Annotated in this window: 23 protein-coding genes; 11 read left to right on the forward strand and 12 right to left on the reverse strand. The window is 71.3% G+C overall.

Going from position 1 to position 22081, the window contains the following annotated elements; genetic code table 11:
* Positions 1 to 51 precede the first annotated feature (51 nt).
* The 5 genes from WBN91_RS15630 to WBN91_RS15650 form a co-directional block, all read right to left on the reverse strand.
* Positions 52 to 2016, reverse strand: coding sequence for a diguanylate cyclase domain-containing protein (locus tag WBN91_RS15630; protein ID WP_337723915.1), 1965 nt, complete (start codon positions 2014 to 2016; stop codon positions 52 to 54).
* A gap of 74 nt (positions 2017 to 2090) precedes the next feature.
* A complete protein-coding gene (locus WBN91_RS15635; RefSeq protein ID WP_337723916.1) occupies positions 2091 to 2891 on the reverse strand; it encodes an SAM-dependent methyltransferase in 801 nt (266 codons plus the stop codon).
* Between the two features lie 192 nt (positions 2892 to 3083).
* The gene (locus WBN91_RS15640; RefSeq protein WP_337723917.1) at positions 3084 to 3581 is read right to left on the reverse strand and encodes a hypothetical protein; all 498 of its coding nucleotides are present in this window, start codon (positions 3579 to 3581) and stop codon (positions 3084 to 3086) included.
* Between the two features lie 106 nt (positions 3582 to 3687).
* Entirely contained in the window at positions 3688 to 4554 is an 867-nt protein-coding gene (locus WBN91_RS15645; protein WP_337723918.1) for an RNA polymerase sigma factor, read from the reverse strand.
* A 224-nt stretch (positions 4555 to 4778) separates the two neighbouring features.
* On the reverse strand, positions 4779 to 5903 hold the full coding sequence (locus WBN91_RS15650) for a S8 family peptidase (protein WP_337723919.1): 1125 nt from the start codon (positions 5901 to 5903) through the stop codon (positions 4779 to 4781).
* Positions 5904 to 6061: 158 nt separating this feature from the next.
* Here WBN91_RS15650 and WBN91_RS15655 point away from each other — a divergent pair, with 158 nt between their 5' ends.
* The gene (locus WBN91_RS15655) at positions 6062 to 8674 is read left to right on the forward strand and encodes a CHAT domain-containing protein (RefSeq protein ID WP_337723920.1); all 2613 of its coding nucleotides are present in this window, start codon (positions 6062 to 6064) and stop codon (positions 8672 to 8674) included.
* Here WBN91_RS15655 and WBN91_RS15660 read toward each other — a convergent pair whose 3' ends face one another.
* Complete coding sequence (locus WBN91_RS15660) at positions 8675 to 9388, reverse strand: SDR family NAD(P)-dependent oxidoreductase (protein ID WP_337723921.1); 714 nt, start codon at positions 9386 to 9388, stop codon at positions 8675 to 8677.
* Positions 9389 to 9484: 96 nt separating this feature from the next.
* Here WBN91_RS15660 and WBN91_RS15665 point away from each other — a divergent pair, with 96 nt between their 5' ends.
* From WBN91_RS15665 to WBN91_RS15680, 4 genes are all read left to right on the forward strand, one after another.
* The gene (locus tag WBN91_RS15665) at positions 9485 to 10039 is read left to right on the forward strand and encodes a TetR/AcrR family transcriptional regulator (RefSeq protein ID WP_337723922.1); all 555 of its coding nucleotides are present in this window, start codon (positions 9485 to 9487) and stop codon (positions 10037 to 10039) included.
* 158 nt (positions 10040 to 10197) lie between these two features.
* Positions 10198 to 10527 carry a TfoX/Sxy family protein gene (locus WBN91_RS15670; RefSeq protein WP_337723923.1) on the forward strand — a complete coding sequence of 110 codons (330 nt, stop codon included), beginning with the start codon at positions 10198 to 10200 and terminating at the stop codon, positions 10525 to 10527.
* Between the two features lie 25 nt (positions 10528 to 10552).
* Positions 10553 to 10981: a nucleoside deaminase gene (locus WBN91_RS15675; RefSeq protein WP_337723969.1), complete on the forward strand. Its 429-nt coding sequence runs from the start codon at positions 10553 to 10555 to the stop codon at positions 10979 to 10981.
* 58 nt (positions 10982 to 11039) lie between these two features.
* The gene (locus WBN91_RS15680; RefSeq protein ID WP_337723924.1) at positions 11040 to 11372 is read left to right on the forward strand and encodes a hypothetical protein; all 333 of its coding nucleotides are present in this window, start codon (positions 11040 to 11042) and stop codon (positions 11370 to 11372) included.
* Here WBN91_RS15680 and WBN91_RS15685 read toward each other — a convergent pair.
* Positions 11369 to 11737, reverse strand: coding sequence for an STAS domain-containing protein (locus tag WBN91_RS15685; protein WP_337723925.1), 369 nt, complete (start codon positions 11735 to 11737; stop codon positions 11369 to 11371). The genes WBN91_RS15680 and WBN91_RS15685 overlap by 4 nt on opposite strands.
* A gap of 14 nt (positions 11738 to 11751) precedes the next feature.
* Positions 11752 to 12882: a carboxylate-amine ligase gene (locus tag WBN91_RS15690; RefSeq protein WP_337723926.1), complete on the reverse strand. Its 1131-nt coding sequence runs from the start codon at positions 12880 to 12882 to the stop codon at positions 11752 to 11754.
* 76 nt (positions 12883 to 12958) lie between these two features.
* Here WBN91_RS15690 and WBN91_RS15695 point away from each other — a divergent pair, with 76 nt between their 5' ends.
* Positions 12959 to 13942 (forward strand): DNA topoisomerase IB, encoded by a 984-nt coding sequence (locus WBN91_RS15695; RefSeq protein ID WP_337723927.1) that lies wholly within the window; start codon positions 12959 to 12961, stop codon positions 13940 to 13942.
* On the opposite strand, the gene WBN91_RS15700 is transcribed toward WBN91_RS15695, so the two are convergent.
* The 4 genes from WBN91_RS15700 to WBN91_RS15715 all read right to left on the reverse strand — a co-directional run bounded on the left by WBN91_RS15700 (position 13939) and on the right by WBN91_RS15715 (position 16459).
* Positions 13939 to 14850, reverse strand: a complete 912-nt coding sequence (locus WBN91_RS15700) for a hypothetical protein (protein ID WP_337723928.1) — start codon at positions 14848 to 14850, stop codon at positions 13939 to 13941. The genes WBN91_RS15695 and WBN91_RS15700 overlap by 4 nt on opposite strands.
* Positions 14851 to 14981: 131 nt before the next feature.
* Positions 14982 to 15368: a hypothetical protein gene (locus WBN91_RS15705; protein ID WP_337723929.1), complete on the reverse strand. Its 387-nt coding sequence runs from the start codon at positions 15366 to 15368 to the stop codon at positions 14982 to 14984.
* Between the two features lie 21 nt (positions 15369 to 15389).
* Entirely contained in the window at positions 15390 to 16130 is a 741-nt protein-coding gene (locus WBN91_RS15710; protein WP_337723930.1) for a SigB/SigF/SigG family RNA polymerase sigma factor, read from the reverse strand.
* Positions 16127 to 16459 (reverse strand): ATP-binding protein, encoded by a 333-nt coding sequence (locus tag WBN91_RS15715; protein WP_337723931.1) that lies wholly within the window; start codon positions 16457 to 16459, stop codon positions 16127 to 16129. The genes WBN91_RS15710 and WBN91_RS15715 overlap by 4 nt, the downstream gene beginning before the upstream one ends.
* A gap of 203 nt (positions 16460 to 16662) precedes the next feature.
* On the opposite strand from WBN91_RS15715, the gene WBN91_RS15720 reads away from it, so the two are divergent.
* From WBN91_RS15720 to WBN91_RS15740, 5 genes are read left to right on the forward strand one after another with little or no spacing between them, the layout of a single operon-like run.
* The gene (locus WBN91_RS15720) at positions 16663 to 17448 is read left to right on the forward strand and encodes an ABC transporter ATP-binding protein (protein WP_337723932.1); all 786 of its coding nucleotides are present in this window, start codon (positions 16663 to 16665) and stop codon (positions 17446 to 17448) included.
* Entirely contained in the window at positions 17445 to 18239 is a 795-nt protein-coding gene (locus tag WBN91_RS15725) for an ABC transporter ATP-binding protein (protein WP_337723933.1), read from the forward strand. Before WBN91_RS15720 ends, WBN91_RS15725 begins: the two co-directional genes overlap by 4 nt.
* Positions 18236 to 20089: an AMP-dependent synthetase/ligase gene (locus WBN91_RS15730; protein ID WP_337723934.1), complete on the forward strand. Its 1854-nt coding sequence runs from the start codon at positions 18236 to 18238 to the stop codon at positions 20087 to 20089. The genes WBN91_RS15725 and WBN91_RS15730 overlap by 4 nt, the downstream gene beginning before the upstream one ends.
* Positions 20086 to 20973, forward strand: coding sequence for a branched-chain amino acid ABC transporter permease (locus WBN91_RS15735; RefSeq protein ID WP_337723935.1), 888 nt, complete (start codon positions 20086 to 20088; stop codon positions 20971 to 20973). The genes WBN91_RS15730 and WBN91_RS15735 overlap by 4 nt, the downstream gene beginning before the upstream one ends.
* The gene (locus tag WBN91_RS15740; RefSeq protein WP_337723936.1) at positions 20970 to 22079 is read left to right on the forward strand and encodes a branched-chain amino acid ABC transporter permease; all 1110 of its coding nucleotides are present in this window, start codon (positions 20970 to 20972) and stop codon (positions 22077 to 22079) included. Before WBN91_RS15735 ends, WBN91_RS15740 begins: the two co-directional genes overlap by 4 nt.
* The last annotated feature ends 2 nt before the right edge of the window (positions 22080 to 22081 follow it).

Here is a 22081-nt window from a genome sequence, read left to right on the forward strand (position 1 = left end):
TGCTCGACGGGTTCCGGGACCGATCGGCGTTCAGAGGACAGTCGGAGATCATCACGGTCGCACGGCCGCGTCCGCGCCCGGCAGATCGCTGATCACCAGCGCGCCCGTCGCCCGGACCAGCGGCACCACCAGCTCCACCGCCCGCCGGGCCAGCGGCTCGTCCGGCGGCGCGGGCAGCTCCACGCCGTGCAGGACGTGCCGCTCCACCAACGCCAGTTCCGGCAGGCCGCACGAGAAACCGTGCAGCAGGCGGCGGACGCCCATGTCGGCCAACGTGGTCAGGTTGTCCTCCACCACGTCCAGCCCGCCGGGCAGCGCACGGCAGTCCAGGCTCAGCCACAACCGTTGCGGGGCAAGGGAAGAGCGGTCCAGCGCGGTGCGCACGACGGCCGCCAGGTCCGGGTCGCGGGACTGGTCCGAGGACAGCCGCACGACCACCGGCGCGCCCTCGACCGCCGCGAACGCGCACGCCTCCTCCAGCAGCCACTCGCCCAGGTGCCCGCTCAACCCCAGCGCGTCGGCGAACTCCAGGCACTCCTCGTGCCCCACCACGCCGAACTCCGCCTCGTCCCAGCGCAACCGGGCCGCGTGCGCGATCGGGTCGCCCGAGGGCCGGGCCACCGGCCGGTAGTCGATCGCGATCTCGCCGAATTCCAACGCGCCTGGCATCGTCGCGATCAGCGAAAGGCGCTTGCGGTCGCGTGCGTCCTCACCGGCGTCGTAGATGCCCCACTGGCCCTTGCCGCCGCTTTCCGCGCGCCGCAACGTGCTGTGCGCCTGGCGCAGCAACGCCATCGCGTCCACGCCCCGGGCGCTGGTCCGCACGAAACCCATGCCCGCCGTCACCGCGACCCCGTGGCCGGACAGCTGCACCGGCTCGGCCAACGCCTCGTCGATGGCCGCCGCGAGCGCGGAAATGCTTGGTGTGTCAGGGGAATCTTCGATGAGCACGACGAACTCGTCACCGCCGATGCGTGCCACCGTCGCCTTCTCGTCCGCCACGACGGTGGTCAGCCGGCCCGCGACGACCTTGAGCAGCTCGTCACCCGCCTCGTAGCCGATGCCGTCGTTGACGATCGCGACGCTGTCGACGTCGAGGTAGCACAGGGTGATCGAGCCCGGCTTGCCCAGCACCTCCTCCAGCTTGGGCAGGAAGCTCTGCCGGTTGGGCAGCCCGGTCAGCACGTCGTGCAACGCCTGGTGGCGCAGGTAGTCGCGCAGCACGCGCTGTTCGGTGACGTCCTCGATCACGGCGACCCGGTACCGGGGCTGCCCGTCCGCGTCGCGCACGGTCGACAGGGCGACGTTCGTCCACATCGGATCGCCGTTGGGGCCGGTGAACTGCTGCTCGAACCGGACCTCGTCGATGGCCGTCCACGCCGCCCGCAGCGCCGCGAGGTCACCCGGCGCGAACACGTGCTCCGCGTCGGCGCCCGACGCGCCGGTGGCCTCGTCGGCGGTGTCGGGGGCGTGCCGCAGCATCCGCACCAGCGCGGGGTTCACCTCCACCACCGCGCCGTCCCCGTCGAAGATCGCGATGCCCACGGCGGAGGAGACGAACACCTGGCGGAACCGGGCCTCGCTGTCGTGCAGGTCGTGCTGCGCCTGCTCCAGCGCGGCCAGCAGCGAGGTGCGGACCTCCTCCTGCTCGGTGAAGACCTGCCGGCGCAGGGCGTTCGCGTACCCGGCGGCGACGCCGGCCAGCGCGGTCGCGGCCCGGTCCGGGTCGCCGGTCAGCGCGGGCAGGGCTCCGGCGAGCACCTCGACGGTGCGGCGCAGGCTGTCCTGGCCGGTGAACCGCGCTCGGACCAGCCACTCGCCGACCTCGTCGGCGCGCGTGCCGTCGGCCAGGACGTCGAGCCAGTCGGTGAGGTGCGCTCGGATCTGCTTGCGGGACAACGGGGCGTAGGCGCTGTCGATCAGGACCTGCGTCCACCGCGCCACGACGTCCGCGCGCGTCGGTGCCGCCCCGGAGGGCGGATCCGGGGCGTCGTCGTGTCGTGGGTTGTCGCTCATGGTGGGGGTGGCGGCTGCGGCGGGCGATCGCGAAGATCAGGTCGGCAAATCTTGCGGACCGCGACCGCGCCGCGTCAAGGCTTGCGGCCGACGACCGCGTACAGGTTGGCGCGACCCGGGTCCTCGGGCACGTCCTCGGGGGATTCCGGCCGCCACTCCGGGGTGAAGACCAGGCCCGGTTCGACGACGTCGAAGCCGTCCACCATCGCCAGCACCTGCTCGCGGGTGCGCGGCGTGATCGGTTCGGCGGTGTGCTGGAAGATGTCCGCGCCCGCCGCCATCTCCCGCGGCATCCGGTCGGGCGTGAAGTGCGAGAGCGCGAGGTAGCTGCCCGGCGCGAGGGCGTCGCGGTAGCGGGCGATGATGCCCCACGGGTCGTCTTCGTCGGGGATGAACTGCATGACGCCCACGGCGAGCAGGCCGACGGGGGCGGAGAAGTCGAGCAGTTCCCGGGCCGCGTCGATCACGGCTTCGGGCTCGCGCAGGTCTGCCTGGACGGCGAGGGCGCGCGGGTTGTCGGCCAGCAGCAGCTCGGAGTGCTTGATGGCGACGGGTTCGATGTCGACGTAGACGACCCGGCAGTCCGGGTCGGCTTGCTGCGCGACCTCGTGGACGTTGCCGACGGTCGGGATGCCCGAGCCGAGGTCGAGGAACTGCGTGATGCCCGCGTCGACCAGGGCGAGGACGGCGCGGCGCAGGTAGGAGCGGTTGAGCCGGGCCATGTCCCGGACCGGCAGCACCCGGATGAGCGCCTCGGCGGTGTACCGGTCGGCCTCGAAGTTGTGGCCGCCACCCAGCAGGTAGTCGTAGATGCGAGCCGAGCTCGGGAGCTCGACGTCGATCCCTTCCGGTGTCCAGCTCACCCGGTCGACCACCGCGCACCTCTTTCACCGTGAGGAGATCGAAGACCGCACGAGCTTAGCGACGAGCCGCACAGGACCGAACAGTTCCCCAGTCCGGATTCACTCGGACGTGGCACGCCGCGCCCGTTCGGGTGATCTTGGGGTGGTGGTCCGGTGACGATCTCGTGGTTGCCCCGCCGCGCGATCGGACGCCGCACGGCGGGGCTAGACGCAGACCCAATCGGTCACCACGGACGTGCCGTCGGCCTCGATGCGCAACCGCACCGGGCCGGGCGGCGGCGGACCGAGCAGGAAGAACCCCAACTCGTCCAACTCGGCCTCCTCCACGGGCCCGCGGGCGGTCAGCAGCTCGACCCGACCGGGCCGCGCCGGCAGGACCTGCCCCGCCACCCCGGCCTCGGTGACCTCCACCTGCACCGAGATCCCCTCGGCGTCGAACACCAGCTGCCGAGCGGTGACCGCCGCCCGTGCGCGTTCCGCGAGCTGCCCGTCGAGGATGGAGTCGTAGCTGGTCAACAGCATCAGCTCGGCGTCGACCGTGCGCCACGTGTAGGCCGCCCGCGCCGCCTCGGCGAACCCGTCCGGCACGTCCCGCGCCTCCGCGAGGGCCTCCCGGAGCTCCGCCAACAGAACCTCGTCGCTCTCCCACCCGAAACCCCCACCCGTCACCACGCACACCTCCTCCGACAACTCACCAGCCACCACTCAGTCCTGCCCCCACCCGACCCCGCCCGCGCCCGCAGACCCACACGATCCGCTCGCGCCAGCCGCGCCAGGTGATCCACTCCTGCCCGCCGGCCCGAAAGCCTCAGGCACCCCCGCGAACACCGCCGATCCCGCGACCCCGGGCCGCCCCGGCGACTCCGGAGTCGGCCGCCCGCATCCCCGCCGTCCCCGACCCCGACCCCGACCCCGACCCCGCCGAGCCTCCCGCGCCTCGGCCCGTCGAGCCCGCCGAGCTGCCCGATCGCGCCGGGTTTGCCGAGCCCGCCGAAGTGCCCGAACCCGCCGAAGTGCCCGATCGCGCCGGGTTGCCGGAGCCTGCCGAACCACCCGATCTCGCCGGGTTGCCGGAGCGCGCCGAGGTGTCCGAGCCGGTCGGGCGGGGGTCCAGGAAGCGGACGACCGCCGGGGTCTTGCGGAGCTTGTCGAGGCAGCGGATGCGGGTGGGGCCGATGCTGCCGACCGGCATCGCGAGTTGTTCGCTGACCTTCGCGTAGCTGGGGGGTGGGTCGGTCATGAGCCTCGCCAGGAGTTCGCGGCACTGCTCGGACAGCAGGCGGAAGCCGTCGCGCAGGGCTTGGCGGCGTTGGGCCGCCTCGATCTCCTCGTCCAGGTCCGCCACGACGTCCACCGAGCCCGCCTGCTCCTCGTCGGCCACGGGGTCGAAGGGCTGGGTGCGCTGCTGGAGGCGCAGCATCCGCAGGCACTCGTTGCGCGTGGTCGTGGAAATCCAGCCGGGGAGTGCTTCCGGGTCCCGCAGCCTGCCGATCTGCTCCACCAGGCGCAGCCAGAGGGTCTGGTTGACGTCCGCCGCATCCGCCGGGCGCAGCCGGTGCTTGTAGATCACCGCCAGCACCAGCGGCGTGTACCGGTCGACGATCTCGTTCCAGGCACGCTGGTCGCCCTCGGCCGCCGCGTCCACCAGCGCGGCGATCGGGGATGCAGGGGTCACGTCCCCTCCCGGGCTCGGGTCTCCTCGTCGCTTCCACACACTACGGAGTGCGCAAGCCCCCGGCAGATACGCCGAACCCCGGTCGGGTCCGAACCCAGCCCCCTCCCGGCGCCCGCGCTCCTCATCCTTCCGGGACGCGCGAGTCGGCGATTGGTCGCGGATCCTGTATGTCACCTGGTCGAGTGATTCCGGGAAACCGCTCTGACCAGGTCATACAGGCCACCCTAGTCGACCAGGACGCCGTAGCCGGGGAAGAACTCGGCACCTGTGAGCAACTTGTCCCGGGCCGCCACGGCCGACAAACCGGAGGCCGTCATCGTCTCGGCGATCCGGCCGGCCACGTGCGGAGCCGCGAAGGACGTGCCCAGCCAGTACGCGAAGCGGTCGTAGACGTCCACGACCGGGTCGCCGGGCAGCGCCCACCTGCCCTTGAGGTACGTGCTGGTCCGGTTGCCCACCGCGCAGCAGTCGATCCAGTGCCCGAAGTTCGAGTAGCACGCCGGCGCGCGCGTGCCGTCCCGCTCCTGGGCCACCGCCGCCACCGCCGTCACCCGGCTCAGCGCCGCCGGCCACGACGGCCGGTTCGTGCCCTGGTTCCCGGCCGACGCGACCACGACCACCGACGACGGCAGCTTCGCGATCGCCCGGCGGACCGGCTCGGAGGCCACGTCGTCCTGCGTGAAGCACCCCATCGAGATGTTCACGACGTGCACCCGCTCGTCGAACGACCCCAGCGCCGCGAAGAACTGCTCCTCGGTGCCCAGGCCGGACGGGTCCAGCGCCCGCTCCGGGTCGAACCGCACGCCGGGTGCGGCCTGCCGCAGCACGCCCGCCACGAACGTCCCGTGCCCACCCTCCAGGGCGAACACGTCCTCGTGCGAGTAAGCGGCGTCTACCTCGTCGGCCCGGGGCAGGAACGCGTCGGCCAGCCACAGCGGGTGGTCGGTCGCGGCGGAGGCCGAGATGCCCGTGTCCACGACACCGACGACGACGCCCTTGCCGCGGCCCTCGCTGCCCTTCGGCGGGTCGGCCAGCGGCGGCGCGACCTTCGGGGGCTGGCCGGGGTTGCCGTGCATGTTGCCGCCGTGGCCCACCAGCACGTGGTGCGGCTGCACGAACGGCACCCGCTCGCCGGGCCACTGCGCCGGGTCGCGCAGCAGGCGCACGATGTCGGGGATGTCGTCGGGGTTGCGCGGCAGCACGAGCCGCGACATGCCGGCGAAGTCCTTGCCGCGATCGACGGCGAAGTTGTTGCGCTGGAGCTTCTCGATCACCCGGACGACGTCCTCGGGGATCGTGAGCAGCTCCCGCGCGACGAAGACGAACTCGCGCCCGCGCTCGGCGTGCACCCGGAAGTCCTTGTGCTGCCTGATCGATTCTGCGAAAGCCCGTTGGTACAGCTCGGGTCTGTTCGACGGCTCGGACACGGCGGCCTCACAACACGGCGACGGGCTTGATCAAGGCTTGATCAAGCTACCACAGCGTTCCGGGTAATAAGGTGGCTTCCGTGGCCGGGGTTTCCGCCGCCGCTGCGCTGGAAGCCCGGCAACGGGACCCGCACGCGGCACTCGCGATGGGCCGTTCGGCGTTGCGCGCCGCGCGTGCCGTCGGCGACGCCGAGGAGGCGTCCACGGCCGAACGCGCGATCGGGTTGTCGCTGCGCGAGCTGCACGACTTCGATGCCGCACTGCGGCACCTGCGGCGGTCGGTGCGCATCGCCGAGGACGCCGGGTTGGCGCGGTCGGCCGCGCTGGCCCGCATGAGCCTGGCGTTCGTGCTGTCCAACCTCGGCCGCCACGCGCAGGCGCTGCGCACGATCAACCAGGCCCTGCCGGACCTGCGCGGCGTGGACGCGGGCAGCGGCCGGATGCAACGCGGTCTGGTGCTGCACTTCCTGTGCCGCTACGACGAAGCCCTGCGCGACTACAACGGCGCCATCGAGGTGGTGCGGCGGTTCGGCGAACGGCTGGTGGAGGCGCGGGCGCTGAACAACCGGGGCCTGCTGCGCGCCTACACCGGCGGCCTGAAGGCGGCCGACGAGGACTTCGACCGCGCCGCCGAGCTGTACCGGGAGCTGGACCAGGAGCTGGCGGTGGCGGACGTGCGGTGGAACGCGGGCATCTCCGCGTCCCGCGCCGGGGACGTCCCGCGCGCGCTGACCATGTTCGCCGAGGCCGAGCGGGAGTACCGGCGGCTGGAGGTGCCGCGGCCCAACCTGCTGATCAACCGGCTGGAGCTGCTGGTGTCGGTGCCGCTGCTGGAGGAGGCGCGGGCGGCGGCGGACCGGGCGCTGGCCGAGCTGGGCAAGGGCTTGGTGCTGGCCCGGTCGGAGGCGATGTTCTACCGGGCGCGGATCGCGTTGTTGGAAGGCGACCTGGAGTCGGCCGTGCGGATGGCGGCCTCCGCGCGGGAGGGGTTCCGGCGGGAGAAGCGCGAGGTGTGGGAGGTCAGCGCCCGACACGTCGAGCTGCGCGCGGCCTACCTCAGCGGTGAGCGGTCCCGGAAGCTGGGCACGGCGATGGCGCGCGTGGCGTCCCGGTTGGACGCGCTGGGCTGGCGGATGGCCGCCCTGGAGGCCCGGGTGGACGCGGCCCTGATCGCCCGGGACCTCGGTGACCGGCGACGGGCGTTGACCGAGCTGTCCACGGCGGGCGCGGCGCGGCGGGGCGGTCCGGCGGCGCACCGCGTGCAGGGCTGGTACGCCGAGGCGTTGCGGCGCGACCTGGAAGGCAACCGGCGGGGCGCGCAGAGCGCGTTGCGGCGCGGGTTGCGGCTGCTGGACGAGTACCGGGTGTCGTTGGGCGCGGCGGAGCTGCGGGCGTTGAGCGGCGCGCAGGGCAAGGCGCTGGCGCTGGAGGGGCTGCGGTCGGCGGTGGCGTCCGGGCACGCCGGGCGCGTGCTGACGTGGGCGGAGAGCTGGCGGGCGGGCGCGCTGCGGATGACCCGGGCCCGGCCGCCCGAGGACTCGGGCCTGGCCGACGCGCTGGCCGAGCTGCGCGCGGTGACCTCGGACCTGGAGCTGGCGCTGCTGGACGGCAAGCCCACGGCGACGTTGAAGCAGCGGCAGTTGCGCGGCGAGCAGCGGGTGCGCGAGCTGACCCGGCAGGCCAGCGGCGGGGGAGCGGTGGACCGGCCGCCCGCCGTGCCGGACCTGGCGTGGGCGCTGGGCGACGCGGCGCTGGTGGAGTACGTGGACTTCGAGGGCACGCTGCTCGCCGTGGTCGTCGCGGGTGGGCGGGCGAGCCTGCACCGGCTGGGGCCGGTGGACGGTGCGGTGCGCGAGATCCGGTTGCTGCGCTTCGCGTTGCACCGGCTGGTCACGCTGCCCGAGCACATGGACCGCGTGGCCGTGCGGGCGGGCGCGGAGCACGCGGCGTCGTCTTTGGAGCGTCGGCTGTTGGCGCCGCTGGTGCGTCGGGTGGACGGGCGTCCGTTGGTGCTTGCGCCGACTGGGGTGTTGGGTGGTTTGCCGTGGTCGGCGTTGCCGGGGTGCCGGGAGCGGTCGGTGACCGTGGCGCCGTCGGCGACTGTGTGGTTCCGGGCGGCGTCGTCTTCGCGGGTGCCGCATGACCGCGCTGTGCTCGCGGCTGGGCCGCGGCTGCCCGCTGCGCCTACCGAGATCGCTGCTGTCTCCCGGTTGGCTGGGAAGGCGTCGGTGCTGGTCGGGGCGGACGCGACGGTGGATGCGGTGGCTTCGGCGATGGATGGTGCGCCGCTGGCGCATGTCGCCGCGCATGGCTCGTTTCGTGCGGACAACCCGTTGTTCTCGGCGTTGGAGTTGGCCGATGGGCCGTTGACCGTTTATGACCTGGAACGCTTGCGCACCCCGCCTGCGCGGGTTGTGTTGTCGGCGTGCGACTCGGGGTTGTCGGCGGTGCGGCCTGGGGATGAGCTGATGGGGTTCACGGCGGCGTTGTTGGGGTTGGGGACGCGCACGTTGGTCGCGCCTGTGGTGCCGGTGCCGGCGGAGGTGACCACGCCGTTGATGGTGGATCTGCATCGGCGGTTGGGTGAGGGGCAGGCGCCTGCGGTGGCCTTGGCCGGGGCGCGGGCCGCGCACCTGGACGCCGGCGACGCGGAGTTCGCCGCCGGCGTTGGGTTCCTGTGTTTTGGTGCGTGATCAGGACAGCGGGGCGTGGTCGGGCAGCGCGGAGAAAGTGACCTCGGCGCGGTCGCGCTGGGAGTAGAGGTTCCAGGCGGCGTCGGCGAGGTCGTCTGGGTTCAGGGTGCTGACCCCGTCGATTTGCCCGCTGAGTGCTCGGTGGATGTCGCCGCGCTCGATCAGCCCGCCGATGGTCAGGCTGCCGGCGTAGATCCCTTGAGTTGCGAGGGCGGCGTTGAGGGTGAGCGCGTAGTTGCGCAGGGCGGCTGACGACAGCGCGAGGGCACCCAGCGGTGGCATCGGCACCACCGCGCTCAACCCGCCGGCGAACAGCAGGCCGCCGGTACCCCGTTCGACCATCCCCGGCAGCACGTGACCGACGACGTCGACTGCTGGGAGCACCCAGGACATCGCGTCGGTGACGTCGGCGGATGTGGTCTCGGTGATCGGCTGGGGTCGCGTGCCCAGGTCGGCCGGGCCGTAATAGACCACCTCGACCGGGCCTAGCCGGTCGACGATCGTGTCCACTGTGGACAGGAGTTGGTCCCGGTCGCGTACGTCCGCCGTGAACGCCTCAGCCTCCACTTCGGCGGCCTTCAATGCGGCGACGTAGCCGGGGTGGCGTTCGGCGCTGCGTGAGACCAACGCGACCTTGCGGCCCTCCTGGCCGAAACGGTGCGCGATCGACATACCGAGCCCTGGCCCGGCCCCGAGCACGACGACTGTGGACATTGCTACCCCCAATGGCGTCAAAGTCGAGGCCACCCTCGACTTGTCTCCGACGCTAGCACAAACCTGAGGGTGCCCTCGACTTTGTAGGATGGGGTCGTGCCCGCCCCCTCCAAGCCGCTCCGCGCCGACGCCGCCCGCAACCGGGCGAAGCTGCTGGCTGCGGCGGTGGAGGTGTTCGCTGGTCGAGGTCTGGACGCGCCGCTGGAGCACATCGCGCGGCAGGCGGGGGTCAGCATCGGGACGCTGTACGCGCACTTCCCGACGCGTGATGATTTGGTCGACGCGATTTTTCCGGAGCGTCTGGCCGCTCTTGACCATGTCGCTGCGGAGGCGCTGGCCGACCCTGACCCGTGGCTGGGGTTTGTGACGTTCTTGGAGGGTGTCTTCGCGTTGCAGGCGCAGGATCGTGGGTTGAACGACGCACTGTCTCGCCGGGTTCCGTTGTCGGGTCAGGTGGAAGAGGTGTGCGCGCGGGGTGTTGGGCACGCGGAGGCGCTCATCGCTCGTGCGCGGGACGCTGGGCAGTTGCGGGAGGACTTCACCGTGGCGGATCTGGCGGTGCTCACATCGGCGGTGTCGCAGGTGATCCGCACTGCTCCTGGGGACTGGCGGCGCTTCTTGTGCCTTTATCTCGACGGGCTGCGGGCTTAGTACGGTAAAACTTTGCTCGTTCCTCGTAAAAACTTTCGGCTGCAACCCACGGAAAATGTGGTAGCCCTTCGGGCGGGCCATACGGGGATGACACAAGCAAGAAGCCCAAGTTGAGTTGTGTCATCCCCGGCGGACTGCCGCTCGGTAGGCTCTTTGGCATGGCTTATGACGAGACGCTTGCCGAGCGGATCCGGGAGGAAGTTGAGGGGCTGCCCGGTGTTTCGGCCAAGCGGATGTTTGGTGGGATTGCGTTCCTGCTCAACGGGAACATGCTGGTCGGTGTGCATGGTGACGACATGATCGTCCGGGTTGGGGTCGAGGCTCAGGACGACTGTCTGGCGTTGCCTGGCGTTCGGCCGTTCGACGTCACCGGCAAGCCGATGCGGGGGTGGTTGCTGGTGGATGGGGCCGTGTTGGACGAGGACTCCGGGTTGTCGGACTGGGTTGGGCGGGCGCGGGAGTTCGTTGGGGGGTTGCCGCCGAAGTAGCGTGGGCGGGGTGGATGTACGGGACATGCTTGCGGTGGCGGTGGAAGAGGCTCGGGCTGGGTTGGCCGAGGGTGGGATTCCTATTGGGGCTGCCCTGTTCGATCGAGGTGGCAACCTGCTTGGGCGTGGGCACAACCGGCGGGTGCAGGATGGGGATGCGTCTACGCACGCTGAGACGGCTGCCTTTCGGGCTGCTGGTCGTCGGCGTGGCTACCGGGACACGATCATGGTTACCACCCTGTCGCCCTGTTGGTATTGCAGTGGGCTGGTTCGGCAGTTCGGGATTGGGCGGGTGGTGATCGGGGAGGCCCGGACCTTCCACGGTGGGCATGACTGGCTTGCCGAGCACGGGGTGGAGATCACGCTGGTGGATGACCCCGAGTGTGTGGCGATGATGACCGACTTCATCGCTGAGCGGCCCGAACTGTGGTTCGAGGACATCGGGCAGGATTAACGCGGGGCGTTGTGGTCCGACACATTCCCGACATGCGTCCGGCCCAAGATCATCGGGCATGTGGCACGTGGACGACACCCTGGTCCTGGATGAGCGCACGGTGGCTGTGGAGGTGCCCGCCAGTTGGGGCGCGGAGGTCAGCCACGAGCTGCGCGCGGCTGGGGCGTTGGGGCCGATCCTGGCGATTCCCGGTCCCCGGCTGCGCTGGCTGTTCCTGGCTCGGCCCGAACCCGATCCACGTGAACGGGTGCCGCCGCCGCAGGTCCGGGTGTGGTTGGGGCCGCGGACCGTGCCCGCGGCGCGGTCGCGGTGGGTTGTCGAGCCGGCCAGCGCACTGCCCCGGGAAGGGGCTGTGCGCTGTGCCATCCGTGTGGTTCGCCGGCGGTTCTAGGCGCTGCCGACCTTCGTCAGGGCGTCCTCGACCGTGTCCACGATGGTGAACACCGAGGTCAGGCCGGTTGCCTCGATGGGCCGCAGCACGGCCCGGCCGGCCGCGACCAGCACCAGCGGGACGTCCAACTCGGTCGCCCGCTTGCTGCCGGTGACGAGCGCCTCCAGGCCCGCGGACCCGAGGAAGCGCACCTCCAACAGGTCCACCACCACGGCCTGCACCCCCGTCACGAGGGTGTCCCGCAGCGGCTTGGCCAGCTCGTCCGCGCTGCTGGTGTCCAATTCGCCGGACACGCGCAGCACCACCACCCCGTCCGCCGGCCGGTCGGTCCGCACGGACGCCAGCGTTGCCCCGGGTTCTGGCACCCCGGTCTCCTCTCTCATCGCGCACCGCCGGTGCGGTGCGTGCTCCACGGTAGTCCGGAACGCATGTCGTCGACCGTCGCGGCCAGCAGCTGGTCGACCAGCTCACGGCCGTCGGGCGAGGCGCCGAACGCCCTGCGCTGCCGGGCCGCGCCGCTGCCGTTGGTGCGCAGCCACTCCAGGTGGCCCTCCACGAGGGTCAGGCTGTCCGCGTCGCGCAGCGCGTCGGCGCTGAACTCCACCATCTCGGCGGCCAGCCGCCGGGCCTGGACCAAGGCGCCGGTGCGCGGGTCGACGCCCAGCCCGTCGTAGCCGTCGCGGGCGGCGCGCCAGTAGGCGGCGCGCAGCAGCACGTCGTCGACGTGCGCGGCGTCGGGCGACTCGGCGGCGGTGCGGGCGAAGGCCCGGATGAGTTCGGCGATGACCACGGTCTCGTGGGCGGTCTGCGGGATGTCCGCGACCCGCACCTCGACCGTCGGGACGTGGGAGGAGGGCCGGACGTCCCAGTAGACCATGTTGACGTCCAGCAGCACCTCGGTCTGGAGCAGCGTGTGGACGAGGTGGTCGTAGTGCTCGCCGGAGCGCAGGTGCGGTGGCGGTCCGCCGACCGGCCAGCGGGACCACACGATCGAGCGCCAGCTCGCGTAGCCGCTGTCCTCGGCGGCGACGATCGGCGAGTTGGCGCTGAGCGCGAGCAGTGTCGGGAGCCAGGGTCTGAGCGCGTTGGACACGCGGACGGCGGTGTCCCGGTCGGGCACGCCGACGTGGACGTGCAGCCCGCACACGCCCTGGCCGCCCAGCAGCTTGCGGTGCGAGCCCTCCATCAGCCGGTAGCGCGGGTCGTCGGTGCCCGGCGGCGGTCCGGCGGTCCCGACCGGCGGGACGGCGGAGGCCAGCAGGCGGCACCCGGCGGCGTGCGCGGCCTTGGCCAGGTGCGCGCGACCGAGCACGACCTGGTCGGCCAGCTCCTCGGCGGTGTGGCAGACCGGCGTGGCGACCTCGATCTGGAAGGGCGTCAACTCCCGCTGCACGTCCAAGCGCGCACCGGCGTGCGACGCGACCGCCTCCGCCGCGGGCACCGGCCGGCGCGACTCGGGGTCGACCAGCAGGAACTCCTGCTCGACGCCCACGGTCCAGGTCTGGGTCATGGGCGTCCCATACCCACTCCGGCGGCACCTCAACCCTCCTAGTTTCACTTCCCGGTCGCGCGGGCACCTCGACGAGGTGAGACTGCGCCGAAGCGATCCCCACGGCCCGGGCTGGCGCCGCGTGCGCCACGGCCGGGGTTTCCGGTACGTGGACGCCGACGGCGCGACCCCGACCCCCGACGAGCTGGCCCGCATCAAATCCCTGGTCATCCCGCCCGCGTGGCAGGACGTGTGGGTGTGCCCGCACGAGAACGGCCACCTCCAGGCGGTCGGCACGGACTCGGCGGGCCGCCGCCAGTACCTCTACCACGAGCGCTGGCGCCAGGCGCGCGACGAGGAGAAGCACTCCCGGGTCCTGGACCTGGCCCCGTCCCTGCCCGGCTTCCGGTCCCGGGTGCTGACCGAGCTGCGCGGCCGGGGCCGGGGCTTCTCCCGGGTGGTGGCGGTGGCCCTGGCCATGCTGGACCGGGGGGTGTTCCGGGTGGGCGGCGAGTCCTACGCCGAGGACAACGGGACGTACGGGGTGGCGACCCTGCTGTGCTCGCACGTCACGGTGCGCGGGTCCACTGTGGACTTCTGCTACCCGGCGAAGGGCGGCATCGAGTTAGGCACCCAGGTCGTGGACGCGGACCTGGCCCGAGCGGTGAAGTCCCTGCTGCGCGGCCGGTCGGGGGACGAGCGGCTGCTGACCGACCGGAGCGGGCGCGGGGTGACGGCGGAGGACGTGAACGAGCGGTTCAAGGAGCTGGTGGGGGAGGAGTACTCGGTGAAGGACCTGCGCACGTGGCACGCGACCGTCCTGGCGGCGGTGGCGTTCGCGGAGCAGGGGCGGCCGGAGTCCAAGCGGGGGCGCAAGCGGGTGGAGGCGGCCGTGATGCGCGAGGTGTCGGAGCACCTGGGCAACACGCCGGCGGTCGCGCGGAAGTCCTATGTGGACCCGAGGGTCGTGGACCTGTTCGAGAAGGGGACGGTCCTCGGCTCCGTGTCGGACGACCGGGAGGTCAACGAGAAGGCCGTGATCGACCTGTTGACCCCCCGCTCCCGCCGCTCGAAGCGCTAGTCCGGCAGCAGGATCGCTCCCACGTCTTCGTGCAGTCGAACCGCGCCACCGACCAGGACGATCTCCGCGCCACCCGCCACCGCGAGCAGCGGCAGCACCTCGTCGGCCCGCCCGCCGTCGGCCATTCGAGACCCGACCACCGCGTCGGTCAACAACAACGTCTCGACGCGTCCCTCGGCCAACGCCTCGCTCACCGGCTCCAACCCGTGCACGGCCCGACCGGTCAACCCGGTCACCTCGTCGCGGAACCGCTGGACCACCAGACGCCGCGCGTCCTGGTTGGCCCGGCCCGCCAAGTGCAGCACCGCGCGGTCCGGGGCGCCCTCCACCTCGACGACCAGGCGGTGGTACCGGCCCGGCAGCGCCACCCGCACCGATCGGCGGGCGGACAGCGGTCCCGCCAGCACCAGCAGTGGCGCGCTCAGCCGGTCGACCAGTGCGGTCGCCTCCAGGGCCACGTCGGCCAACTCGGAGGCGTCCAACCGGCGTTCGCGGGCGCCGACCGACGCCACCGCCACCGGTCGACCACCGGCGTCGACACCGCGCAGTTCGGCCCCGTGCTCGTCGACCCGCACGACCACGTGCGGCAGCAAGGGCTCGGCCAGGTCGACCATCGGCAGTACATAAGGCAGCGAGGAGAACCGTGCCACGAAACCGGAAGGCGCCATCGGCAACGGCTCGTCCACCAGCACGCGCCCGTCGCCGACCACCAACCCCCGCCCCACGGAACCCAACTGCTCGCTCAGGGCCTGGTCGACCAGGTCCAGCAGGTCGCCGAACGCACCCTCCGCCTCCAACTGGTCCCGCATGGCGCGCCATCGCAACGCAACGTGCTCGCCCACGTCCAGGCACACGGACACGAACGGGCCCTCGGCTCCGACGACGTCCTGGAAATGCGTCGTGCGCATCGCGGTCCTCCCGGCGTGTTCAGCTCACCCCGATGAGGTACCCGCCGGCGACTCAGCGCAACCGCCGCCCAGCCGACCGCAACCCGCCGATTCAGCTCGACCGCAGCCGAGCCCGACTCGACTCAACCGACTCAGGCCGGCCGCCGCCGGGCCTGTCGGGCGTCCGCCCGCCGTCGCGCCCGCTGCTCGCACCACACGCAGCTCTCCGCGATGGCCACCGAGGTAAACCCGAGCAGCAGGTGCACGCCGTTGCCCACCACGCCCGCGTCCAACGCCCCGCCCGGTTGACCCGCGCCGAACACGAACACGACCAGGAACACCACGCCCATGAGGGTGCCGACCAGCCGCTCCGCCCGGACCCGGAAGGCCGCCACGGACATCACCGCGCCCGTCACCACGTGCAGCACACCGAGGGCCGCCCGCCCGGCCACGAGGTCGACCGCCCCCCACACGAGGAGGGCGACGCCGACTGCCAGCGCGGCGCGTTGCGGCCAGGACAGGTTCCGGACTGCGACCACGGCGACCACCCCTCTCGCTCGTCACACATCATCGAGCAGAGAGCGCAACCGGGCCAGTGAACGGCTCAACAGCCTGGACACGTGCATCTGGGACACCCCGACCGAGTCCGCGATCTGGCTCTGCGTCATCCCCCGGAAGAACCGCAGCACCACGATCCGCCGCTCGCGCCGGGGCAGGCCGCGCAGCATCGGGTCCAGGGCGTGCTGCAACTCGACGACCTCCAGGGCGGGGTCGTCGGAGCTGAGCCGGTCGGCGTCGAGTTCCTCGTCGTCCAGGGCGTCCAGGGACAGCAGGTGGTGGGCGGAGGTGGCGTGCAGGCCCTCGTAGACCTCGTCCACGCTGATGCCCAGGTGCCGGGCGACCTCCGTGGGCTTGGGGGAGCGGCCGGTGCGGCGGGCCAGTTCCACCCGGGCGGTGTCGATCGAGGTGCACAGCTCCTTGAGCCGCCTCGGCACCCGCACGGCCCATCCTTGATCACGCAAGTACCGGCGGACCTCGCCGGTGATCGTCGGCACGGCGAAGGCCAGGAAGTCGATCCCGCGCGCCACGTCGAACCGGTCCACCGCGTGGATCAACCCCAGGGCCGCGACCTGCCGCAGGTCCTCCACCGACTCGCCGCGCTCGGCGAACCGGTCGGCGATGTGCCGGGCCAGGGGCAGGTGCTCGGTCACCAGCCGGTCGCGCAGCTGGGCATAGCGCGACGCGTCACGCTGCGTGACCGCCAGTTCGGCGAACAGCGGCTGGTAGTCGACGGCGTTCATGCCCGGCACCTCAGTTCGACGTGCAACTGGCCGTCACCGTCCACCCACGTCGCCACCGTGTCGGCCATAGCGGAGACGACCCGCCAGTACAACGACCGGTGATCGGGCACGGTCACGGCCGATGAGCGGACCTGTGCCCGGAAGCGGACACAATCACCGTCTCGGACGAACCGGCAGGCCAGGACGGCGTGGTCGTGCGCGCGGGTGATCAGCGTCGAACAGGCCTCGTCGACCGCGATCACGAGGTCGACCGCCAACGACGGCGTGGACCGGGCCACCGCGCCCGCGACGGCGCGGATGGTGGACAGACTGGCCGGTCGCGCCGCCATTCGAAGCTCGACCGCCCTGTTCATGGCTCCCGCATACCCGGGCCGTGACCCGCCTACACCCCCGTCCACACAGGACTGCGCAACAGAATCGTGAAAGCCGAACAGGGACGAACCCCCCGAATGTCACGGTTTGCGAACGGTGGTAGGAAACAAGTGACCGGCGTCATACTGTTCGCCTCCCCGACACCCACCCGGAGGCGCCGGTGCTGGAGGCGAACAACCTTGAGGTGGTCTACGACGACGTGATGCTCGTGTTGCGCGGCGTGAGCCTGCGCATCCCCGAAGGGCGGATCGTCGCGTTGCTCGGCGCCAACGGCGCCGGGAAGACCACCTTGCTGCGGGCCTTCTCTGGCCTGCTCGACGTGCACGACGGGAAGGTGACCCGAGGCTCCGTCACGTTGGACGGCAAGCCGATCCACCGGTCCTCACCGGCCCGGATCGCGAGCCTGGGCGTGAAGCAGGCGCTGGAGGGACGCCGCATCCTGGCCGAACTGACCGTGGAGGAGAACCTGCGCATCGGCGGGCACGCCCGACCGCGCTCGCTCAAGCAGAACCTGGAGCGGATGTACGAGCTGTTCCCCCGGCTCAAGGAGCGGCGCAGGCAGAGCGCGGGCTACCTGTCCGGCGGCGAGCAGCAGATGCTGTCCATCGGCCGGGCGCTGATGTCCGAGCCGCGCTACCTGCTGCTGGACGAGCCGAGCCTGGGGCTGGCGCCGCTGATGGTGCAGCAGATCCGGGACCTCATCGTCAAGATCAACGAGCAGGGGACCACGGTGCTGCTGGTGGAGCAGAACGCCACGATGGCGCTGTCCATCGCCGACCACGGCTACGTCCTGGAGACCGGCAAGGTCGTCATGGACAAGCCCGCGGTCGCGCTGCTGGCCGACGAGGACGTGCGCGAGTTCTACCTGGGCCTGCGCGCCGAGGGCACGACGTCGTCGTTCCGCGACGTCAAGCACTACAAGCGGCGGAAGCGGTGGCTGTCGTGACCGGGGACAACGTGCTGGAAGTCCAGGACATCGCCCTCTCCTTCAGCGGGGTCAAGGCGGTCGACGGCGTGTCGTTCAGCGTCGCCGCGGGCGAGCTGTTCGCGATCATCGGGCCCAACGGCGCGGGCAAGACGTCGATCTTCAACGTCCTGTCCGGGGTGTACCGGCCGCAGCAGGGCTCGGTGCGCTTCAAGGGGCAGGAGGTCCTCGGGATGCGCCCGCACCGGATCGCCGCCCTGGGCGTGGCCCGGACCTTCCAGAACATCGAGCTGTTCGCCCACCTCACCGTGGTCGACAACCTCATGCTCGGCCGGCACAACCACATGCGCTACGGGGCGCTGTCCGCGTTCGCGTGGCTGGGCCGGGCCAAGCGCGAGGAGCTGGCCAACCGGCAGGCGGTCGAGGACGTGATCGACTTCCTGGAGTTGGAGCAGTGGCGGCGGCTGCCCGTGGGCCTGCTGCCCTACGGCGTGCAGAAGCGCGTCGAGCTGGGCCGGGCGCTCGCGATGGAGCCCGAGGTGCTGCTGCTGGACGAGCCGGTCGCCGGCATGAACGTCGAGGAGACCGAGGACATGGCCCGGTTCGTGCTCGACGTCCGGGACGAGCTGGGCATCGCGATGGTCATGGTGGAGCACGACATGGGCCTGGTGATGGAGCTGGCCGACCGGGTCATGGTGCTGGACTTCGGCAAGCCCATCCGCACCGGCACGCCGGCCGAGGTGCAGCGCGACCCCGACGTCGTGCGCGCCTACCTGGGTGAGCAGCACAAGACGGTCGGAGGTGTGGCATGACCACCGCGACGACGACCACCGCGAAGACCGTCGCCTCCCGCGTGCGGGACCGCGCCGCCGCCAACCCGGACGCGGTCGCGTTGCGCGCCAAGGACTTCGGCATCTGGCAGGAGGTCACCTGGCGCGAGTACTGGGCGTCGGCCGAACTGGTCGGCCACGCCCTGCTGGCGTTGGGCGTCGACCCCGGCGACCGGGTCGCGATCCACTCCGAGAACCGGCGCGAGTGGCTCTACGCCGACATCGGGATCACCGCCGTCCGCGCGATCACCGTCGGCCTGTACCCGACCAACCCGGCGGGCGAGGTCGCCTACCTGCTGTCCCACTCGGGCGCGCGGGTGCTGGTGGCCGAGGACCAGGAGCAGGTGGACAAGGCGCTGGCCGTGCTGGACGCCCTGCCGGACCTGGAGAAGATCGTCTACCTGGAGCCGCGCGGCATCCGGCACCGCTACGACCACCCGAAGCTGATGGCGTGGGACGAGTTCCTCGCTCTGGGCGCCGAGCACCGCGACGCCCAGCCCGACGCCGTCGAGCACCGGATGCGCCAGGTCGAGCCGGAGGACGTGCTGACCCTGATCTACACCTCCGGCACGACCGGCCCGCCCAAGGGCGCGATGCTGACCGTGGCCAACGTCGAGTTCGCCATCGAGACGCTGGTGGAGGGCGGCGGGTTCACCTCGCCACCGCCGTCGCCGAAGGACGTCACCCTGTCCTACCTGCCGCTGTGCCACGTGGCCGAGCGGATCTTCACGACGTGGTTCAGCGCGTCGGCGGGCATCCAGGTGCACTTCGCCGAGTCGATCGAGACCGTGCAGCCCAACCTGCGCGAGGTGCAGCCGACGATCCTGTTCGGCGTGCCGCGCATCTGGGAGAAGGTGCTGGCGGCGGTGACCATCGGCGCGTCCTCGGCGACCTGGCTCAAGCGCGTGACCACGAAGTTCTGGTTGCGCGTGGCCGACCGGATCGGCGAGGAACTGGTCCGCAACGGCGGGCGGCACACCGCGTCCACGCGGCTGAAGTACGCCGTGGGCTGGCTGTTCTGCTACCGGGCGCTGCGCACGCGGATTGGCATGCGCCGGGTCCGCTACGCCGCCTCCGGCGCGGCGCCGATCGCCCCCGAGGTGTTGAAGTTCTTCATGGGGATCGGCGTGCCCATGCACGAGGTCTACGGCATGACCGAGAACTCCGCCATCGCCACCGCGAACCGGCCCGGCCGGGTCAAGGTCGGTACGGTCGGCGAGCCGCACGACGCCGTGGAGCTGCGGATCACCGAGGACGGCGAGATCCAGACCCGGCACGCGGGCGTGTTCAAGGGCTACTGGCGCGACGAGGAGGCCACGCGGCGCGCGGTCACCGAGGAAGGCTGGCTGCACACCGGGGACGTCGGCGAGTGGGTGGACGGCACGCACGTCCGGATCACCGACCGGATGAAGGACATCATCATCACCGCCGGCGGCAAGAACGTGGCCCCGTCGGAGATCGAGAACGCCCTGAAGACCTCGCCCTACATCAAGGAAGCCGTCGTCGTCGGCGACCAGCGCGCGTACCTGGTCGCGCTGATCGGCATCGAGTACGACACGGTCGGTCACTGGGCGCGCGACCGCAAGATCGCCTACACCACCTACCGGGACCTGTCGGAGAAGGCGGAGGTGAAGGAGCTGGTGCAGGGGATCGTCACCAAGGTCAACGAGAAGTTCGCGTCCGTGGAGCAGGTCAAGAAGTTCCGGATGCTGCCCAAGGAGCTCGACCACGAGGACGGCGAGCTGACCGCGACGCAGAAGGTCAAGCGGTCCGCGCTGGCCAAGGTGTTCGGGGACCTCGTGGACGACATGTACTCGGGAGGCACCCGGTGAGTGAATTCCTCCAGAGCCTGATCCGAGGGCTGGGCACCGGGTCGATCTACTCTTTGCTGGCCCTGGGTTTCGTGATCATCTACAAGTCCACGCGGGTGATCAGCTTCGCGCAGCCGGCGTTCATGCTCGCGGGCGCGGTGCTGGTCAGCTACCTGGCCGCCGAGGTCGGGTTCTTCGTGGCGGTGCCGGTCGCGGCGGTCCTGATCGCCGTGCTGGCGCTGGGCGTGGAGCGGACCGTGCTGCGGCCGATGATCGGCAAGCCGGTGTTCGTGGTCGCGATCATCACCATCGGCGTGGACGTCGTGGTGCGGGTGGTCACCAACGCGTTCATCGGCCTGGACGTGCGGCAGGTCGGCGACCCGTGGGGGCTGTCGACGGTCTCCCTGCTGGGCGTCGAGGTGCAGGAGCGGTACCTGGTGATGTTCGGGACCACCGGGGTCGTGGTGGCCGTGCTGTTCGCGTTCTTCCGGTTCTCCCGGGTCGGGTTGGCCATGCGCGCGGTCGCCTACGACCAGGAGGTGGCGATGGCCCAGGGGATCTCGGTGGGGTCGGTGTTCGCGCTGTCGTGGGCGATCGCGGGCGGGCTGGCGGCGCTGGCCGGCGTGTTCGTCGCGACCGGCGCCGGCGTCGACCAGCAGCTGTGGATCATCGCGCTGAAAGCCCTGCCGGCCATCATCCTCGGTGGCCTGGACTCGCTGGGCGGCGCGGTCGCGGGCGGGTTGGCCGTGGGGGTCGTGGAGTCGCTGGTCGGTACCTACCAAGGAGATGTGGCGCCCTGGCTCGGACCCAACTTCGCCCTCGTGGCGCCGTACGCGCTGATGCTGGTCGTGCTGCTGGTGCGGCCCTACGGGTTGTTCGGCAGCAAGGAGGTGGAGCGGCTGTGAAGGGTCTGAAGGGTCGCCCCGAGCTGTACACCTCTTATGGGCAGGACATGGCGTTCCTCAACACGCGTCCGAAGCGGGCGTGGACCGGGGCGCTGGTGGTGTTCGCGCTGCTGTTGCCGTTCGCCGTGACGGACGACTTGTTGATGTTGCTGGCCACGGGGTTCGTGGCGGCGATCGGGGCCATCGGGCTCAACATCGTGACCGGGTACGCGGGTCAGGTGTCGTTGGGGCACGCGTTCTTCCTGGCGATCGGCGCCTACACGGGTGCGGCGTTGTCCGGCGACCCGGACGGGCGGGTGCTGGGGTTCGGCGTCACGTCGCTGCCGGTGTGGTTGCTGGCCTCGGGGCTGGTGGCGGCGCTGTTCGGCGTGATCGTGGCGCCGCTGGCGGTGCGGTTGCGCGGGCTGTACCTGGCGATCGTGACGCTCGGGCTGGTCTTCCTGGGCGAGCACATCTTCCGGGAGTGGGACGACCTGACCGGCGGGCCGGGCGTCGGTCGACCGGCGGCGGTGCCCGAGGTGTTCGGGGTGCGGCTGGACCGGCCCAGCGAGTTCTTCACCGGTCCGCAGCAGCTGTACCTGCTGATGTTCGTGCTCCTGGTGATCTTCGGCGTGCTGGCGCGCAACCTGGTGCGATCGCGGATCGGGCGGGCGTTCGCCGCGGTGCGGGACCGGGACCTCGCGGCGGCGGTCATCGGCGTGGACCTCACCAGGTACAAGGTGCTGGCGTTCGCGATCTCGTCGTTCTACGCCGGGGTCGCGGGTGCGCTGTTGTTCGTGGTCAACGGGTTCTTCGACCCCGGGTCGTTCAACCTGCTGCTGTCGGTGCAGTACATCGCGATGGTGCTCATCGGCGGTGCGGGCACCATCTCGGGGGCGGTCATGGGCGCCCTGTTCATCACGCTGCTGCCGCGCATCACCCGGGAACTCCCGACGGTGCTGCCGTTCATCAGCACCGATGCGACGGGCGTGATCACGGTGTTCCAGGTCGAGGCGGTCCTGTACGGGCTGCTGATCGTGGTGTTCCTCATCGTCGAGCCACGAGGCCTGTTCGGGATTTGGGTTCGCGTCCGCAACTACTGGCGCACCTGGCCTTTCTCGTACTGAAA

Source organism: Saccharothrix sp. CCNWYY140 (assembly GCF_037401995.1).
GTDB lineage: Bacteria > Actinomycetota > Actinomycetes > Mycobacteriales > Pseudonocardiaceae > Actinosynnema.